8 protein-coding genes, 2 tRNA genes and 3 rRNA genes are annotated in these 18,532 nt (G+C 42.4%); 5 read left to right on the top strand and 8 right to left on the bottom strand.

The window, feature by feature from the left end; genetic code table 11:
- Positions 1 to 18: 18 nt before the first annotated feature.
- Together OLM56_RS06315 and gldJ are read right to left on the bottom strand one after the other, a co-directional pair.
- Positions 19 to 1,302, bottom strand: a complete 1,284-nt coding sequence (locus OLM56_RS06315; protein ID WP_264528708.1) for a UDP-N-acetylmuramoyl-tripeptide--D-alanyl-D-alanine ligase — start codon at positions 1,300 to 1,302, stop codon at positions 19 to 21.
- Between the two features lie 64 nt (positions 1,303 to 1,366).
- The gene (gldJ, locus tag OLM56_RS06310) at positions 1,367 to 3,031 is read right to left on the bottom strand and encodes a gliding motility lipoprotein GldJ (RefSeq protein ID WP_121376954.1); all 1,665 of its coding nucleotides are present in this window, start codon (positions 3,029 to 3,031) and stop codon (positions 1,367 to 1,369) included.
- Positions 3,032 to 3,242: 211 nt separating this feature from the next.
- Between gldJ and porU the strand changes: the two genes are divergently transcribed.
- The 5 genes from porU to OLM56_RS06285 all read left to right on the top strand — a co-directional run bounded on the left by porU (position 3,243) and on the right by OLM56_RS06285 (position 11,692).
- Positions 3,243 to 7,088: a type IX secretion system sortase PorU gene (gene porU / locus OLM56_RS06305; protein WP_264528707.1), complete on the top strand. Its 3,846-nt coding sequence runs from the start codon at positions 3,243 to 3,245 to the stop codon at positions 7,086 to 7,088.
- 43 nt (positions 7,089 to 7,131) lie between these two features.
- Positions 7,132 to 8,310, top strand: coding sequence for a type IX secretion system outer membrane channel protein PorV (porV, locus tag OLM56_RS06300; RefSeq protein ID WP_264528706.1), 1,179 nt, complete (start codon positions 7,132 to 7,134; stop codon positions 8,308 to 8,310).
- 72 nt (positions 8,311 to 8,382) lie between these two features.
- A complete protein-coding gene (cdd, locus tag OLM56_RS06295; protein ID WP_264528705.1) occupies positions 8,383 to 8,865 on the top strand; it encodes a cytidine deaminase in 483 nt (160 codons plus the stop codon).
- Positions 8,866 to 9,011: 146 nt separating this feature from the next.
- Positions 9,012 to 10,010 (top strand): pyruvate dehydrogenase (acetyl-transferring) E1 component subunit alpha, encoded by a 999-nt coding sequence (gene pdhA / locus OLM56_RS06290; RefSeq protein WP_182494273.1) that lies wholly within the window; start codon positions 9,012 to 9,014, stop codon positions 10,008 to 10,010.
- A 5-nt stretch (positions 10,011 to 10,015) separates the two neighbouring features.
- Complete coding sequence (locus OLM56_RS06285; protein WP_264528704.1) at positions 10,016 to 11,692, top strand: pyruvate dehydrogenase complex dihydrolipoamide acetyltransferase; 1,677 nt, start codon at positions 10,016 to 10,018, stop codon at positions 11,690 to 11,692.
- A 50-nt stretch (positions 11,693 to 11,742) separates the two neighbouring features.
- Here OLM56_RS06285 and OLM56_RS06280 read toward each other — a convergent pair whose 3' ends face one another.
- From OLM56_RS06280 to OLM56_RS06255, 6 genes are all read right to left on the bottom strand, one after another.
- Positions 11,743 to 12,969, bottom strand: coding sequence for a glycosyltransferase (locus tag OLM56_RS06280; protein WP_264528703.1), 1,227 nt, complete (start codon positions 12,967 to 12,969; stop codon positions 11,743 to 11,745).
- An 84-nt stretch (positions 12,970 to 13,053) separates the two neighbouring features.
- Positions 13,054 to 13,163 (bottom strand): 5S ribosomal RNA (rrf, locus tag OLM56_RS06275).
- A 136-nt stretch (positions 13,164 to 13,299) separates the two neighbouring features.
- Positions 13,300 to 16,181, bottom strand: a 23S ribosomal RNA gene (locus OLM56_RS06270).
- A 93-nt stretch (positions 16,182 to 16,274) separates the two neighbouring features.
- Positions 16,275 to 16,348 (bottom strand) — tRNA-Ala (locus OLM56_RS06265).
- A gap of 92 nt (positions 16,349 to 16,440) precedes the next feature.
- Positions 16,441 to 16,514, bottom strand: a tRNA-Ile gene (locus OLM56_RS06260).
- Between the two features lie 93 nt (positions 16,515 to 16,607).
- Positions 16,608 to 18,121: ribosomal RNA gene (locus tag OLM56_RS06255) — 16S ribosomal RNA — on the bottom strand.
- The 16S, 23S and 5S rRNA genes sit together here with 2 tRNA genes alongside, the layout of an rRNA operon.
- Positions 18,122 to 18,532 lie beyond the last annotated feature (411 nt).

The raw sequence follows: 18,532 nt of genomic DNA, 5'->3' as shown, positions 1-18,532 counted from the left end.
CTCTAATTGCCGTCTCGGCTATAACAATTCTAGCGTTCTTTCTAATGCCATGCCTCGCGATCCTTTAATCAGCATCGTTTTATTTTCCATCTTTTCTTCTCTAAAGGCTTCAGAAAATTCATCGAATGTCTCAAAAAAGAACAGGTTCTTTTTGTCTAGCTTATTAGAATAAAAGTCTTTACCAATAAAATAGGCGGCAACTTCCTTCTCATTCTTAAGCAACGCTACTATATGCTTGTGTTCGTGCAAGCTCTCTTTGCCCAGTTCAAACATATCGCCCAAAATCGCGACCTTGTTTGGTTTGTCAAGTTGCAAGAAGTTCTTGATGGCTACTTCCATACTGCTCGGATTGGCGTTATAGGCGTCTAGAATGATTTCGTTAGAATTCTTGACCAGCATCTGCGAGCGGTTATTTTCTGGAATATAGCTTTCGATGGCTTCTTTTATTTCGTCATCAGAAATCTTGAAATAACGGCCTATGGTAATGGCAGCGTTGATATTGTTTGCATTATACAGGCCAATTAGGTGCGATTTCACTTTTATTCCATCAAATTCAACAGCAACAAATGGATTCGCCGTAATCTTGTTAATCAAGACAGAAGCATTTTTGTCGGAATGGCTGAATGTAATGCGGAGATTTTTTTCTGTCTTTTCTCTTTGAATGGTATCATCAAGGTTTACAAAGACATATTTATTATTGTCGGAAAGAAATTGGTACATCTCGCTTTTGCCTTTGATAACGCCTTCTACTCCTCCAAAGCCTTCTAAGTGCGCTTTTCCGAAATTGGTAATATAGCCAAAATCGGGACGGGCAATGCTACACAAGAATTCTATTTCTTTTTGATGGTTGGCTCCCATTTCTACAATTCCGATTTCAGTATCCGAATTAAAAGAAAGCAATGTGAGCGGCACGCCGATATGATTGTTTAGGTTTCCGATTGTAGCTTTTGTAGTGTACCTTTTTGAAAGCACCACATTGATCAGCTCCTTAGTGGTTGTTTTTCCGTTACTTCCTGTCAACCCAATAATCGGCAGTCCTAGATAGTCTCTATGGAACTTGGCCACTTCCTGCAATGTTTCCAGAGTATTGTTAACCAGAATCGTCCTGTCGTCTATAAAATATTGTTTGTTATCAATAATAACAAACGAAGCTCCTTTTTCTAAGGCTTCTGCGGCAAAAGTATTGGCATCAAAACGCTCGCCTTTGATAGCAAAGAACATGCAGTTATCTTCAATCTTTCGAGTATCGATCGAGACGGAAGCGCATCTTAAAAATAAATCGTGTATGTCTTTAATTTCCATTACAAGTGGTTTAAAAAAACAAAAGCCCTAATAAAAGGGCTTTTGTAGAATTTAGTATAGAAAATTAGTTTCTTGCTTTTTTCTTTTTGTCAGATTTAGGACCTACTCTAGACATTGCACATCTGAATCCGATGTAATCAGTAGCCATATCTTGAGGGAAATATCTTCTTTGAGCTGGGTCTAACCAATAGGCTCTGTCTCTCCAAGAACCACCTTTGTAAACTCTAACGTTATCATCTACCAAAGTTGTTCTTTTTGATGAATGGTCATATTTACGAACCATATTTCCTAAACTATCAGTAGTCACATTATGTTTTGGAGAATCGTACATTCTTTTAGAATCATCTACTTTCTCACCGTCTTCAGAACTTCCGAAGTCATAATATCTAGTTGACTGCTTGTCACCATCTCTATAGTTTCTGTTATCAGACTTGTCGAAATTTTGTCTCAAGTAAGTTTCTTTCTCATCAACTGGAACTTGAGCAATTTGTCCAGGGAAGTTTCTTGCGATGATCTTACCGTTTGCCAGCGTATCATAAGCAATATTTTCTCCCGTAACGATTTCAGCTTTTCCGTCTTCACCGATTTTGTTTTTCATGTAAACGTTACCTCTGTAGTAGTTGAAGTCATTTGCTTCATCATCAACAATCGGTCTGTAAACGTCGGCAACCCATTCTGCAACGTTACCTGCCATGTCATACAATCCAAAATCGTTTGGTGGGTAATATTTAACTACGTTCGTGATATCAGCACCGTCATCAGACCATCCTGCAATTCCGCCGTAATCTCCTTTACCTTGTTTGAAGTTAGCCAATTGGTCACCTCTAACTTGTCTTTTTCCAGAACGAGTGTAGTTTCCTTTCCAAGGATATTTCTTTTGACCTCTGTAAAGGTTGTATTCTCTGTTTCCTACATCAGCAGCAGCAGCATATTCCCACTCAGCTTCAGTTGGAAGTCTGTATTCTGGAAGTATGATACCAGAAGTTCTTTGAGCATATAGGTTAACACTGTCTTTAGATTTTCCTCTTCTTCCTTTCAAGACGATTTCTTCGTTACCACCGTACGTTTTCGTCGGCGTATTCAAGTAAGTCTCAGTACTGAAAGTGTTGTCACCTTTAGCATCTGTAACTTTAGCATCTCTTTTAAGGTAGCCTTCTCTTTCAAGAACATTTTCGTTCACACGGTCTGTTCTCCATTTGCTGAATTCAACAGCTTGGATCCAGTTTACACCAACTACAGGATAGTTTGCATAAGCAGGATGCCTCAAATAGTTATTGGTCATTGTTTCGTTATAACCTAATCTATTTCTCCAAACTAATGTATCAGGAAGCGCACCTTCGTAGATATTTTTATAATTTTCATCTTCTGGATCAAAAACTCTTTTTAACCAGTCAAGATATTCCATATACATAAGATTGGTAACTTCAGTCTCATCCATATAGAAAGACTGAACGTGCTGCTGGTTAGGAGTATTATTCCAATCGTGCATCACATCGTCTTGAACCTTACCCATAGTGAACGTTCCTCCTTCAACCAAAACCAATCCAGGTGCAGTCTCTTGCTTCTTGAATTTAGAGTTGTATTGGAACCCGCCTTTCTTGTCATTGATTTTCCAACCCGTGGCAGAAGATGCGTTTTTTGAACTGGATTTTTTACTACAACTAGTAAAACCCATAACCAATGCTAAGGACAGCATCAGCTTCAAAGCCATAATTTTGTTTACTTTCATACTTTCAGTAGGTAATAAATTTCGAGCCGCAATATAATAATTAACCATTAAACTGCAACAACAATTTTCAAATATTAATAAAAAACTAATTTTTTGTTAAAAGCCTTTTTTAAGAACGCAAATTTAATGGGTTTATTGTACTTAATATTAAGTTAAAAAAATTATTTTTACTTTTCGTAATAATTAAGCGCAGTCAGCGTTATTCAAGTTAATGAAAAAGATTACCTTCCTCTTATTGCTTATGTGTTCTTATGTTTCTTTTGCCCAGCAGAGAGACAATATTTCCATTGAATGGATTGACAACTCAGGTATTTATTCGGAGCAGATCCAGATAAAAGCACCTATCTTTAAATCGTCCAGCTTTCAGTATGATTATGACAAGAAAGCTATTTTTTTCAATATTAAAATTCCTGTATCAGGTTTTGCCGATGAAAGCAGCCTGCAGATTACCAATATTGTTTACGAAACGATTAGTCGCGAACAGCTGGGCGATTTAAGAACAGCATCGATTCCTTCTACTATAGGAGCGACTATCACGAATATGAACAACGCTGCTTCTCAAAGAGCGGTGCTTGCCTTGTCGCCTATCATTAAATCGGGCGCAGGTTTTCAAAGAGTAAAATCGTTCACCTATTCATTTACGACAACCGCCAACAGGCCGAGCCGTTATTCTACCCAGAGTTCTGCGTCTATTTCAAATTCTGTCTTGAGTTCGGGTGACTGGTATCGATTTTACGTACTAAAATCTGGAGTATATAAAATATCAAGGAGTTTCTTGCAGAGTTTAGGCATGAACCTGAATGGCGTGGATGCCCGAAACATAAAAATTTATGGCAACGGAGGCCGAATGCTGCCGCTGCTCAACGGAACTTTTTATCCCGAAGATTTAGCCGAAAACGCCATTACTATTATAGGAGAAAACGACGGCTCTCTTGACAACCAAGATTACATTCTTTTTTATGCCGAAGGACTTGACAACTGGAACAGCGAAAGCCAGACACACAACAATTTGTATGCAGACCGGTCGTATTATTATGTAACAGCGCAAGGTGGACCGGGAAAAAGAATCGGAAATATGGACGTTATTAACGACAATCCAACACTTAACGCTACTACTTTTGACGATTACCAATATCACGAGCAAGACAAGACAAACATAGGTCGCTTGGGAAGAAAATGGTTTGGAGAACGGTTTAATATCGAAAACGAACAGACTTTTGACTTCAAGTTTCCTAATATTGCTTCAGGAACCCAGATAAAACTTACCGTTAACACAGCCGCAGCTGCTTTTTCGGCAACGACTATGAGCGTTACTGCTAACAGCCAAAACATAGGCGCGATGAATTTCCCTCCTACAAGTACTGATGGCGATGTAGCTTTTGAACGAAGCCTTACAGGGAATTTCCCTGCGGCAGAAAATGTTGCAGTAAAATTAAGCTATAACAATGGAGGCGTTCCTAGCGCCGATGCTTATCTGGACTATATTATAGTAGAAGCCAAAAGAAACCTGCAAGGTTATGGAAAACAATTCCGATTCCAATATAATGATGCCGATGTCAACACGGGAGTAATTCAATACCAGCTTTCGAACGCGGCAGGCATAACGCAGGCATGGGACATTACTGACATTTACAATGTAAGAAAAGTAGAAAATAACGGAGCGGCCACATTTGCTTTTAAAGCATATTTGGGCGAAGACCGAAAATACATTGCCATTGATGCCTCTGATTATTACTCGCCATTAAAGGAATCCAAAACCCGCGTAGCAAATCAGAACCTGAAAGGAACTATCCTTAAAAATTCTCAAGGCGCATTTCAAGACGTCGATTACTTAATCGTGACTCCTGCATTTCTGAATTCACAAGCAGAACGATTGGCAAATTTCCACAGGACACATTCGCAATTGAACGTAAAAGTTGTCAATCTTGAAAATATCTACGAAGAGTTTTCTTCTGGAAAGCAAGATATCGGAGCAATCAGAAATTTTGTAAAATACATCTATAACAACGGATCGATTCCTACCAAGCGAATCAAATACCTGAATTTGTTTGGAGATGCTTCTTTCGATTACAAAAACAGGATTTCGAATAACACGAACATCGTGCCCGTATTTCAAGCCCTGAACAGTTTTTCGCTAGGCGGCTCTTATATGTCTGACGATTATTTTACCATGCTAGACGACAACGAAGGAACAATGACCTTGAGCGGTTCTGTTCAAGACATGGAACTTGCTGTTGGAAGAATGCTCGTTTCGGATGCAAGACAAGCAGAAGAAATGGTCACCAAGGTTATTGAGTACCACGCTATCGAATCGTACGGAAAATGGAGAAACAACTTTGTATTGGTTTCTGACGACGTAGATGTGGCTTGGGAAAATTCAATCCAAACCGGAATTGATGCTTTAGGGAACCAGATTGCAGCACAGAAACCATTTGTGAACGTAGAAAAAATACACACCGATTCTTATGTACAAGAAGCTTCGGCAGGAGGTTTCCGTTATCCAAAAGCCAGAAAGGATTTTGTGGATGCGATCAACCAAGGCGCTTTGGTCTTTAATTATTTCGGACATGGCGGTGAAGACGGACTGGCAAAGGAAAGGATCTTTGAAAAAGCCGACGCTCAGAACTTAAACAACCGTTATAAGTATCCGCTGTTTGTGACTGTGACTTGTGAATTCACAAGATTTGATAATCCTTTTAGACCAACGGCCGGAGAATATACGTATTGGAATCCGAAAGGCGGCGCCATATCAATGGTAACGACCACGAGACAGATAAGCGTGACAACCGGACAAGATATCAATGAAGCTTTTTCTAGTGAATTATACGGCTATGGTACCACGAGCAATGTTCCAATATCAGAAGCACTAAGGGTTGCAAAAAACAATTACAACGGCACGGCCTTGATGGTTTCATATGTCGGCGACCCTGCGCTAAGATTAGCCATCCCGAAGCCTACGATAGTCTTGACCAAAATAAACGACCAGCCAGTAGCTTCTTCTACTTTTGTTTTTAATGCTTTGAGTCCGGTAAAATTATCGGGTGAAGTAAGAAACGTAGACGGAAACGCTATACTTCCAAACTACAACGGCAATTTATCCGTAAATATATTCGATAAAAACGTACAGCGAACCACTTTAGGAAACGATGGCATAACCGATGGGACGGGCAACCTAATCCTGATGGATTTTGTGTTATTAGGAGAAACTGTTTTCCGCGGCAACGCATCGGTTACCAACGGACAGTTTGAATTTAATTTTGTAGTGCCAAGAGACATTTCTATACCTGTCGGAAACGGAAGAATCAGCTTTTACGCGAAAAAGAACCAAGTCCTCGAAGACCAGACAGGATACAATACTGATATAAAAATTGGAGGAATCAATCCGAATGCTGTTGCCGACAACATAGGCCCGAGAGTGCGATTGTACATGAATGACGAGACGTTTATTTCGGGAGGCATTACCAACGAGTCACCTATATTTTTGGCTTTCTTGGAAGATGAAAACGGAATCAACACCGCCAGCGGAATCGGTCATGATATTGTCGCAATTTTAGACGGAGACGAGAACAATCCGTACATACTTAATGACTATTACGAAACCGAATTAGACAATCATACGAAAGGAAAAGTACGCTTCCCTTTCCGAAATTTAGCAGTTGGATTGCACACAATTACCTTCAAGGCTTGGGATGTGTACAACAATCCGGTGACAGCAGAAATACAATTTATTGTGGTTGGAGATGAAACCGTGACCTTAAAAAATGTACTGAACTATCCTAATCCGTTTGTGAGCTACACGCAGTTTTGGTTCACCCATAACCGCCCGTATGAGCCGCTAGAAGTACAGGTACAAGTCATTACCATTACTGGAAAGATCGTAAAGACAATCAATCAGATAGTAACGACAGAAGGCTTCTTATCTAGAGAGATTTCTTGGGACGGAAAAGATGATTTTGGCGACAAGATAGGCAAAGGAGTGTATGTCTATAAGCTGACGGTCAAATCGACCCTGACTAACAAAAAAACAGAAAAATACGAAAAACTTGTTATACTTTAATAAAATACTATATTTGTTCAATTCAATTAATACCAATCTCAGAATGAAAAAAACCGCATTATTTATTATTTGCATATTAGGATTCAGCATAGCCAATGCTCAAGAAGAAAGCCGAGTGATTACAACAGGAGTGCCTTTTCTTCTTATTGCTGGTGATGCAAGATCTGCTGGTATGGGCGACATCGGTGTTGCTTCGTCTCCAGATGCTTATTCACAGCAATGGAACCCTGCAAAATATGCCTTTTCGTTAGACAAACAAGGCTTTTCTGTAAGTTATACACCTTATCTTCCAGAACTTGTAAATGATATTTCTTTAAGCCAGTTGACTTATTTTAACCGAATCAGCGAAAGAAGTGCTTTTGCCGGAAGCTTGCGTTACTTCAGCCTTGGAGTTATCGAATTCAGAAACGACAACCCAGACGATCCAGCGGTGGAAGTAAATCCTAGCGAATTTGCCGTAGACTTATCTTATTCTTTGAAATTAAGTGAAAGATTCTCTATGTCGGTTGCCGGAAGATACATTCGTTCCAACCTGAGATTGGCGCAATTGAGCAATGATGCTTCAGCAGCAAGCTCATTTGCAGTCGACATTTCTGGTTACTATCAATCTGAAGAAGTAGCCTACGAAGATTTTAACGGAAGATGGAGAGGTGGTTTCAATTTCCAAAATTTAGGTCCAAAAATCAATTATGACTTAGACGATTCAGATGAAGGCTCAAACTTCCTTCCATCAAACTTGAAACTTGGAGGAGGATTCGACTTTATCTTTGACGAATACAACAAAGTTTCTTTAAATGCAGAAATAAACAAGCTATTGGTTCCGACTCCGCAAAATCCAGATTTAAATGGTGACGGCGATATCACCGATGAGGAAAGAGCACAAAACAATAGAGATTATCGTTCCATCGGATGGACAGAAGGAATCTTCAAATCATTTGGAGATGCGCCTGACGGAATAAAAGAAGAATTAAAAGAAGTTACATGGGCTTTAGGAGCTGAATATTGGTACCAAGATTCATTTGCTGTAAGAGCAGGTTACTTTAACGAAAGCAAAGAAAAAGGAGCCAGAAAGTTCATTTCGCTTGGAGCTGGATTTAAATACAATATCGTAAAATTAGACGTATCGTACCTATTCTCTGCTTCAAAAGTCAGAAACCCATTAGAAAACACATTGCGTTTTTCTCTTAGCTTTGCCTTTGGAGATCAATATGATGAATATTAGTATATAATTTAAAGTCTAAAAAATCCAAATTGCTTTCATTAGTAATTTGGATTTTTTTTCCTCAAAACATTTATGAAACAAATCAACATTACGACCATTTTCTCAGTATTTGACAACAAAGAGGAATTGCCAGAAGACGTGCAAAATTTGATGTATCAGGCCATTGAAATACGAAAAAGAGCCTATGCGCCTTATTCAAAATTCAGAGTCGGAGCCGCCATCTTTTTAGATAATGGTAAAGTTGTTTTGGGATCCAATCAGGAAAGCGCTGCCTATCCGTCTGGACTTTGTGCCGAAAGAGTTGCCATATTCCAGGCAGGAGCTATTTATCCAGATGCTAAAATCTTGAAAATCGCGATTTCCGCTACATCCGATGAAAAGCCGGTCACTTCCCCTATTCCGCCCTGCGGAGCCTGCCGCCAATCCATATCCGAATACGAATTCAAGCAGGATTATCCGATTGAAATTTATTTTATGGGAGAAACGGGAGCCGTTTACAAATCAGACTCTCTCAAAAACCTGCTTCCATTTATGTTTGATAAAAACTTCTTATAAAAAAACCTAAAATTTACCTTTTAAGTTTTACTTCTAAGTTGGAATGTCTTATTTTTGCCTTTCGCAAATTTGTGTGAGGAAACTATTTTGCGTCTTATTATTTTTAGCAATTTACTGGCACAATAACGTTTAGCAAAAAACAAACAATGAAAGAAGTTACAAAAGAAGTTTATTTGAAGTGGTATGAAGACATGCTGCTTTGGAGAAAGTTTGAAGACAAATTAGCCGCTTTATACATTCAGCAAAAAGTAAGAGGATTTCTTCACTTATATAATGGTCAGGAAGCTGTCTTGGCAGGCGCTTTGCACGCAATGGATTTATCCAAAGACAAGATGATTACTGCCTACAGAAACCACGTTCAGCCAATCGGAATGGGCGTTGACCCTAAAGCCGTTATGGCAGAATTGCTGGGCAAAGTTACCGGAACATCAAAAGGGATGGGCGGTTCTATGCACATATTCTCAAAAGAAAAAGGATTCTACGGAGGCCATGGTATCGTTGGAGCTCAAATTCCAGTGGGTGCTGGTATCGCTTTCGCTGATAAATATTTTAATACAGGCGGGGTTACATTAACCTATTTTGGTGATGGAGCAGCACGTCAAGGTTCTTTGCATGAAGCTTTCAATATGGCCATGCTTTGGAAACTTCCTGTTGTATTCATTGTAGAAAACAATGGCTATGCGATGGGAACTTCTGTAGAAAGAACAGCAAACCATACAGATATCTGGAAACTTGGTTTAGGGTATGAAATGCCATGCGGACCGGTTGACGGAATGAACCCTGTTAAAGTTGCAGAAGCAATGCACGAAGCAATCGACAGAGCACGTCGCGGTGACGGACCGACATTCTTAGAAATGAAAACGTACCGTTACAGAGGACACTCAATGTCTGATGCACAATTATACAGAACTAAAGAAGAAGTGGAAGAATACAGAAAAATCGACCCAATCACTCAAGTTCTAGATGTGATCAAAGAAAACAAGTATGCTACCGAAGCAGAAATTGAAGCAATTGACGAAAGAGTTAAAGACTTGGTAGAAGAATGCGCTCAATTTGCAGAAGAATCACCATTCCCAGAAGTACAACAACTCTACGATGTTGTTTACGAACAAGAAAACTATCCTTTTTTACCTCATAAACTTTAATCATTATGGCAACAAAAATCACAATGCCTCGCTTAAGCGACACGATGACAGAAGGAACTGTAGCCACATGGTTGAAAAAAGTTGGAGACAAAATTAACGAAGGCGATATCCTTGCTGAAATCGAAACTGACAAAGCAACAATGGAATTTGAATCTTTCAATTCAGGTACCTTATTGCACATCGGGATCCAAGAAGGAGAATCTGCTCCAGTTGACTCGCTTCTGGCAATTATCGGAAAAGAAGGCGAAGATATTTCAGATTTATTAGCTGGCGGAAGTTCTTCAGACAAAAAAGAAGAAGCTCCTAAAGCAGAAACCAAATCAGAAGAAGCTCCAAAAGAAAAAAATGAAGAAACAAAAGAAGCTCCAAAAGCAGAAAGCACAACGACAGCTTTACCAAAAGGTGTTGTAGTTGTAACCATGCCGCGTCTAAGCGACACGATGACCGATGGAACGGTAGCGACCTGGTTGAAAAAAGTTGGAGACAAAATTAACGAAGGCGACATTCTTGCTGAAATCGAAACTGACAAAGCAACAATGGAATTCGAATCTTTCAATTCTGGAACTTTATTGTCTATCGGAATCAAAGAAGGCGAAACAGCTCCTGTTGACAGCGTTTTAGCTATCATCGGTCCAGAAGGAACTGACATTACTGGTATCGCAGAAAACTTCAGAAAAGGCGGTGCAGCTCCTGCTCCATCAAAAGAAGAAAAAACGGAAGAACCTAAAGCAGAAACAGCCGAATCAAAAGAAGAAACTGTAGAAACTGTTTCAGACGGAAAAAGAATCTTCATTTCTCCTTTGGCTAAAAAAATTGCCGAAGAGAAAGGCATTTCAATTTCACAAGTTAAAGGAACAGGAGAAAACGGTCGTATCGTAAAAAGCGATATCGAAAACTTCAAGCCTGCTGCAACTTCTCAAGCAACAGCTCCACAAGAAACAGCTGCTAAATCAGAAACAGCCGCTGCTCCTGCTGTAAAACCTTTTGTTCCAGCTGGCGAAACCTATTCAGAAGAAATCAAAAACTCACAGATGCGCAAAGTTATCGCTAAGCGTTTATCAGAGTCTAAATTTACGGCACCACATTATTATTTGACAATCGAAGTTGCAATGGATAGTGCCATAGCTTCTAGAAATACAATCAATTCATTACCAGACACGAAAGTTTCATTTAATGATATGGTAATCAAAGCTTGTGCAATGGCCTTGAAGAAGCATCCAAAAGTAAACTCCCAATGGAAAGAGGATGTGACGGTAATCCACCATCACGTACACATTGGAGTTGCTGTTGCTGTTGAAGACGGTTTGGTTGTTCCTGTGTTAAAATTTGCTGACCAATTGAGCTTGTCTCAAATCGGAGCAAATGTAAAAGATGTTGCCGGAAGAGCCAAAAACAAAAAACTACAGCCAGCCGAAATGGAAGGAAGTACTTTTACCGTTTCAAATTTAGGTATGTTTGGTATTACTGAATTCACTTCAATTATCAACCAGCCAAACTCTGCGATTCTTTCTGTTGGAGCAATTGTTGAAAAACCAGTTGTCAGAAACGGCGAGATTGTAGTCGGCAATACTATGAAAGTAACGCTAGCTTGCGATCACAGAACCGTTGACGGAGCTACTGGAGCACAATTCTTACAGACGCTAAGACAATACTTAGAAAATCCAGTTACGATGTTAGCATAAGCTAATTTCTCTATAAACAAAAAACCCGTCTTACGTTTATGACGGGTTTTTTATTGCAATTTATTTTTAGCTTCAATCCACCGCGACATGTATTCAGTACTTTTTAGCATATGATGTTGTAGAATTTGTCCAATGAAATTTTTATTTCGATGGTGTTGTAGATTGTTTCGAAGTTTCTCCATCATTTCTATAAAACCTTTTGCATATAAATCCTTAGAAAATTTATTTTTCAAAATGACTACACCCCCTTTTTGAGCCTTTTCCCAAGTGATTTTTTCTTGATAGAGCTGTATAGCTCGATTTGCAAAATCTTCTGGATTATCGGCGATAAAACCGTTCCAAGCCAAATTAAGATGCATTCCTTCCGCACCTATTGTTGTAGTAACGCTTGGCGTCCCATATTGCATAGCTTCTAGAAGCTTTCCTTTTATTCCAGCACCAAATCGTAATGGTGCTAACATCACTTTTGCCTTTTCAATAACTACTCTAGCTTCTTCAACCCTACCCATAATATGAAAATTTAATTTCGGATTATGCAATTGCAAAGCTTTAGCCGAAGGATAGGCACCATAAATATACAAATTAGCATCTGGCAGTTGTGCATGGATTATAGGCCAAAGGATTTCTCTTAAATAACGGACAGCATTCCAATTGGGTTCATGTAGAAAGTTGCCGATAAACATAAAATCTCTTCTTTCTTCATAAGGAGGAAAATCCAAAACTGGTGTAGCAAAAATAGGGAGATAAAACAACAAGGAAGGATCTACCTTGAATTCTTCAATCAAGAGGTTCATTTCAAATTCAGAAATGATCAAGGAAATGTCTGATCGCAAAATGCTTGCAATCTCTCTTTTTGCAGTATCGCTAAACAAATCAGTAGTAACGAATTCTCTTTTTTCTTTAAAAGCATTTTGTCGAGCTAAACGCAAACAGTGCAAATCTTCTGTATCTAGAATTTTTAGAGCATCTGGGCAACAACTCGCAACCCTCCAGCCAAATTGTTCTTCAATTACAAAACGATCAAATAATACAATTTTTGGATTCAAATCTTTGATAAAATCATCAAAGCTTTCATCATTTAAGCTGACAATTTGCTCGTTAACACCTATTGAAGTTAAATCAAATTGATATTTACTATACTGAGCTGGGCTAACAAAGGTAATTTCACATCCAATCTCTTTAAACAATTGGATTAATTGCAATATCCTACCGCCGGCTGCCGAAGAATTTGGCTCAGGAAAGACGAGCCCTATTATTAAAAGTTTTGGTTTATGCATGTTGCAAAGAACGCTATTTTGAGTAAGATGCCTTGCATATATGCAAAAAAAAGAGTCCTTACATATCGTAAGGACTCTTTCAAAGGAAGGCGGCGACATACTCTCCCACAGGATTGCAGTACCATCTGCGCAGGCGGGCTTAACTTCTCTGTTCGGGATGGGAAGAGGTGAGCCCCGCCGCAATAACCACCTTGGATCATTCTTGCCGTCGGGCGGCATGTCCATGGCCTCTTTTTACGGATACCATGGCAATATCTTGGCATACTGGGATAAAATACATTTTTAAGTTTTATAAGAAAGTTTCTTCCTGCCCCGGAGGGCAGGAAAATCGCGCATAAGCTTACGGGTTATTAGTACTGCTCGGCTATGACATTACTGCCTTTACACCTGCAGCCTATCGACGTGGTCATCTCCCACGACCCTTAAAAGAAATCTCATCTTGTGGTGGGTTTCGCGCTTATATGCTTTCAGCGCTTATCCCTTCCCGACGTAGCTACTCTGCGATGCCCCTGGCGGGACAACAGATACACCAGCGGTCGGTCCAATTCGGTCCTCTCGTACTAGAATCAGATCCACTCAAATTTCTTGCGCCCGCAGTAGATAGAGACCGAACTGTCTCACGACGTTCTGAACCCAGCTCGCGTGCCACTTTAATGGGCGAACAGCCCAACCCTTGGGACCTTCTCCAGCCCCAGGATGTGACGAGCCGACATCGAGGTGCCAAACCCCCCCGTCGATATGAGCTCTTGGGGGAGATCAGCCTGTTATCCCCGGCGTACCTTTTATCCTTTGAGCGATGGCCCTTCCATGCGGAACCACCGGATCACTATGCTCTACTTTCGTACCTGATCGACCTGTATGTCTCTCAGTCAAGCTCCCTTATGCCATTGCACTCTGCGCACGGTTACCAAGCGTGCTGAGGGAACCTTTAGAAGCCTCCGTTACTCTTTTGGAGGCGACCACCCCAGTCAAACTACCCACCAAGCAATGTCCCCCGCAGCGCGGGGTTAGGCTTCAGACAAGCAAAGGGTGGTATTTCAACAATGACTAACCTACGCCTGGCGACGCAGGATCGAAGTCTCCCACCTATCCTACACATCACTTGTCCAAAGTCAATACTAAGCTATAGTAAAGGTGCACAGGGTCTTTTCGTCCCACTGCGGGTAATCGGCATCTTCACCGATACTACAATTTCACCGAGCTCATGGCTGAGACAGTGTCCAGATCGTTACACCATTCGTGCAGGTCGGAACTTACCCGACAAGGAATTTCGCTACCTTAGGACCGTTATAGTTACGGCCGCCGTTTACTGGGGCTTCAATTCAATGCTTCTCCGAAGATAACATCTCCTCTTAACCTTCCAGCACCGGGCAGGTGTCAGGCCCTATACTTCATCTTACGATTTTGCAGAGCCCTGTGTTTTTGATAAACAGTCGCCTGGACCTCTTCACTGCGGCCAGCTTGCGCTGGCGACCTTTCTCCCGAAGTTACAGGTCTATTTTGCCTAATTCCTTAGCCATGAATCTCTCGAGCACCTTAGGATTCTCTCCTCGACTACCTGTGTCGGTTTACGGTACGGGTTCTTATAATCTAAGTTTAGAGGTTTTTCTTGGAAGCCCTTAGGCACACTATCGCTTTGTCCGAAGACTCCGCGTACTATCGCATTTCGCCATTCCCTACGGATTTGCCTATAGGAAATATAGCTAGGTGCTTCAACGAACTATTCCGTCAGTTCGCGGTGCTTTCATCACTCCGTCGCCCCATCACAATTATAAGAAGTACGGGAATATTAACCCGTTGGCCATCGACTGTCCCTTTCGGGTTCGCCTTAGGACCCGACTAACCCTCAGCTGATTAGCATAGCTGAGGAAACCTTAGTCTTTCGGTGTGCGGGTTTCTCGCCCGCATTATCGTTACTTATGCCTACATTTTCTTTTCTGGCCGGTCCAGCATACCTTACGATACACCTTCGCCCCAGCCAGAATGCTCCCCTACCACTTGCAATAAATTGCAAATCCATAGCTTCGGTAATATGCTTATGCCCGATTATTATCCATGCTCGTCCGCTCGACTAGTGAGCTGTTACGCACTCTTTAAATGAATGGCTGCTTCCAAGCCAACATCCTAGCTGTCTGGGCAGACAAACCTCGTTCTTTCAACTTAGCATATATTTGGGGACCTTAGCTGATGGTCTGGGTTCTTTCCCTCTCGGACTTGGACCTTAGCACCCAAGCCCTCACTGTTATGAAACATTATACAGCATTCGGAGTTTGTCAGGAATTGGTAGGCGGTGAAGCCCCCGCATCCAATCAGTAGCTCTACCTCTGTATAACTTTACGCATAACGCTGCACCTAAATGCATTTCGGGGAGTACGAGCTATTTCCGAGTTTGATTGGCCTTTCACCCCTACCCACAGGTCATCCGAAGTCTTTTCAACGACAACCGGTTCGGACCTCCACTGTGTGTTACCACAGCTTCATCCTGCCCATGGGTAGATCACACGGTTTCGCGTCTAACACTGCCGACTATGGCGCCCTATTCAGACTCGCTTTCGCTACGGATCCGTGGCTGAACCACTTATCCTTGCCGGCAACGTTAACTCGTAGGCTCATTATGCAAAAGGCACGCCGTCACCCCACTAAAGGGCTCCGACCGCTTGTAGGCGCATGGTTTCAGGATCTGTTTCACTCCGTTATTCACGGTTCTTTTCACCTTTCCCTCACGGTACTGGTTCACTATCGGTCTCTCAGGAGTATTTAGCCTTGGCGGATGGTCCCGCCGGATTCAGACAGGGTTTCACGTGCCCCGCCCTACTCAGGATACCGCTATCTATTACAATCATTGCCCGTACGGGGCTGTCACCCTCTATGGCGCGACTTTCCAGTCGCTTCCGGTTCTTCTTGCATAAAATGTCGCGGTCCTACAACCCCAGGTATGCCGTAACATGCCTGGTTTGGGCTAATCCGCGTTCGCTCGCCACTACTTACGGAATCACTTTTGTTTTCTTCTCCTCCGCCTACTTAGATGTTTCAGTTCAGCGGGTTCGCCCTCCTATCGGAGTACTATGCCTTCAGCATAGTGGGTTGCCCCATTCGGATACCTGCGGATCGATCGGTGTGTGCCCGTCCCCGCAGCTTTTCGCAGCTTATCACGTCCTTCTTCGCCTCTGAGAGCCTAGGCATCCCCCATGCGCCCTTATTTTGCTTATTGCGCTTTCTCTTCTGATAAATCAGAAGAATGCTTTCTACTTTTTAAATGTTTTCTTATCCCAATATGTCAATGAACTTTTTTCCTTCCGGAAAAGTGGAGAATATCGGAGTCGAACCGATGACCTCCTGCGTGCAAGGCAGGCGCTCTAGCCAGCTGAGCTAATCCCCCATCTCTAATCTTAAATTATGAATGTTGAATCTTGAATTAATGCGTAATTCGTACTCATACTTCTAAAATTTCCTATCAAAGCCTTAAAAAAGTAGTCCCGGGCAGACTCGAACTGCCGACCCCTACATTATCAGTGTAGTACTCTAACCAGCTGAGCTACGAGACTCTGTTTTATTGCTTTTCTTTAATATTTTTGAACCAACAGCGAGAGCAGGCGGACCATGATGGCCCCCGCAGCGAGATTTGCGTCTTTCTCTAGAAAGGAGGTGTTCCAGCCGCACCTTCCGGTACGGCTACCTTGTTACGACTTAGCCCCAGTTACCGGTTTTACCCTAGGCAGCTCCTTGCGGTCACCGACTTCAGGCACCCCCAGCTTCCATGGCTTGACGGGCGGTGTGTACAAGGCCCGGGAACGTATTCACCGGATCATGGCTGATATCCGATTACTAGCGATTCCAGCTTCACGGAGTCGAGTTGCAGACTCCGATCCGAACTGTGAACGGTTTTGTAGATTCGCTCCTGGTCGCCCAGTGGCTGCTCTCTGTACCGTCCATTGTAGCACGTGTGTAGCCCAGGGCGTAAGGGCCGTGATGATTTGACGTCATCCCCACCTTCCTCTCAGTTTGCACTGGCAGTCTCGTTAGAGTTCCCGACATGACTCGCTGGCAACTAACGACAGGGGTTGCGCTCGTTATAGGACTTAACCTGACACCTCACGGCACGAGCTGACGACAACCATGCAGCACCTTGTGACCTGCCCGAAGGAAAAACCGTTTCCGGTCCTGTCAGGCCACATTTAAGCCCTGGTAAGGTTCCTCGCGTATCATCGAATTAAACCACATGCTCCACCGCTTGTGCGGGCCCCCGTCAATTCCTTTGAGTTTCATTCTTGCGAACGTACTCCCCAGGTGGGATACTTATCACTTTCGCTTAGCCACTCAGGTTGCCCCGAACAGCTAGTATCCATCGTTTACGGCGTGGACTACCAGGGTATCTAATCCTGTTCGCTACCCACGCTTTCGTCCATCAGCGTCAATGTATTGATAGTAACCTGCCTTCGCAATCGGTATTCCATGTAATATCTAAGCATTTCACCGCTACACTACATATTCTAGTTACTTCCCAATAATTCAAGCCCTGCAGTATCAATGGCAATTTCCCGGTTGAGCCGGGAGATTTCACCACTGACTTACGGGGCCGCCTACGGACCCTTTAAACCCAATGATTCCGGATAACGCTTGGATCCTCCGTATTACCGCGGCTGCTGGCACGGAGTTAGCCGATCCTTATTCCTACGGTACCGTCAGTCTGGCTCACGAGCCAGGGTTTCTTCCCGTATAAAAGCAGTTTACAATCCATAGGACCGTCATCCTGCACGCGGCATGGCTGGATCAGGCTTGCGCCCATTGTCCAATATTCCTCACTGCTGCCTCCCGTAGGAGTCTGGTCCGTGTCTCAGTACCAGTGTGGGGGATCTCCCTCTCAGGACCCCTACCCATCATTGCCTTGGTAAGCCGTTACCTTACCAACAAGCTAATGGGACGCATGCCCATCTTCCACCGATAAATCTTTAATACCATCCCGATGCCGGGTCGATATACTATAAGGTATTAATCCAAATTTCTCTGGGCTATCCCTTTGTGGAAGGCAGGTTGCATACGCGTTACGCACCCGTGCGCCGGTCTCGATATCCGAAGACATCTACCCCTCGACTTGCATGTGTTAGGCCTGCCGCTAGCGTTCATCCTGAGCCAGGATCAAACTCTTCATCGTATATTTTAATAATTTCGACGAATCTCAGCTTTGTTGCGGGTCTTATCTAAAGACCGCGCCGCTCTCTCTTTTTTAGCTCCGGCATCGCTGCCGAAACTGCTGTCAATCCAATATGTCTATGAACGTGTTCTTCTATTCTTTCGCCTCTCTCGAAGCGGGTGCAAAAGTACGATTATTTTCCGAACCTGCAAGACTTTTGAAAAAAATTTTGAATCTTTTTTTCTCCGGCCCTTCCGGCCCCTTCCGATCGGTGTTTTGCGGACGGCAAAGATATGACCCTTTTCCGTTTCCTGCAAATCTTTTTCGGATTTTTTTTCAGGCCTTCTGTTTCAGTACTCGGTAGGAACGTTGCTTGATTGCGGGTGCAAAAGTAGCCCCTTTTTCCGCTTTTCCAAACTTTCAGCATACTTT

The sequence above is a fragment of the Flavobacterium sp. N2550 genome, assembly GCF_025947265.1.
Classification (GTDB): Bacteria; Bacteroidota; Bacteroidia; order Flavobacteriales; family Flavobacteriaceae; genus Flavobacterium; species Flavobacterium endophyticum.
This window is presented reverse-complemented; position numbering and strand designations above follow the sequence as displayed.

What these genes read in the sequence shown, in the direction of transcription:
- OLM56_RS06315 (WP_264528708.1), bottom strand. Translation starts at nt 1,302, where the DNA reads ATGGAAATTAAAGACATACACGATTTATTTTTAAGATGCGCTTCCGTC.
- gldJ (WP_121376954.1), bottom strand. Translation starts at nt 3,031, where the DNA reads ATGAAAGTAAACAAAATTATGGCTTTGAAGCTGATGCTGTCCTTAGCA.
- cdd (WP_264528705.1), top strand. Translation starts at nt 8,383, where the DNA reads ATGAAACAAATCAACATTACGACCATTTTCTCAGTATTTGACAACAAA.
- pdhA (WP_182494273.1), top strand. Translation starts at nt 9,012, where the DNA reads ATGAAAGAAGTTACAAAAGAAGTTTATTTGAAGTGGTATGAAGACATG.
- OLM56_RS06285 (WP_264528704.1), top strand. Translation starts at nt 10,016, where the DNA reads ATGGCAACAAAAATCACAATGCCTCGCTTAAGCGACACGATGACAGAA.
- OLM56_RS06280 (WP_264528703.1), bottom strand. Translation starts at nt 12,969, where the DNA reads ATGCATAAACCAAAACTTTTAATAATAGGGCTCGTCTTTCCTGAGCCA.
- porV (WP_264528706.1), top strand. Translation starts at nt 7,132, where the DNA reads ATGAAAAAAACCGCATTATTTATTATTTGCATATTAGGATTCAGCATA.
- porU (WP_264528707.1), top strand. Translation starts at nt 3,243, where the DNA reads ATGAAAAAGATTACCTTCCTCTTATTGCTTATGTGTTCTTATGTTTCT.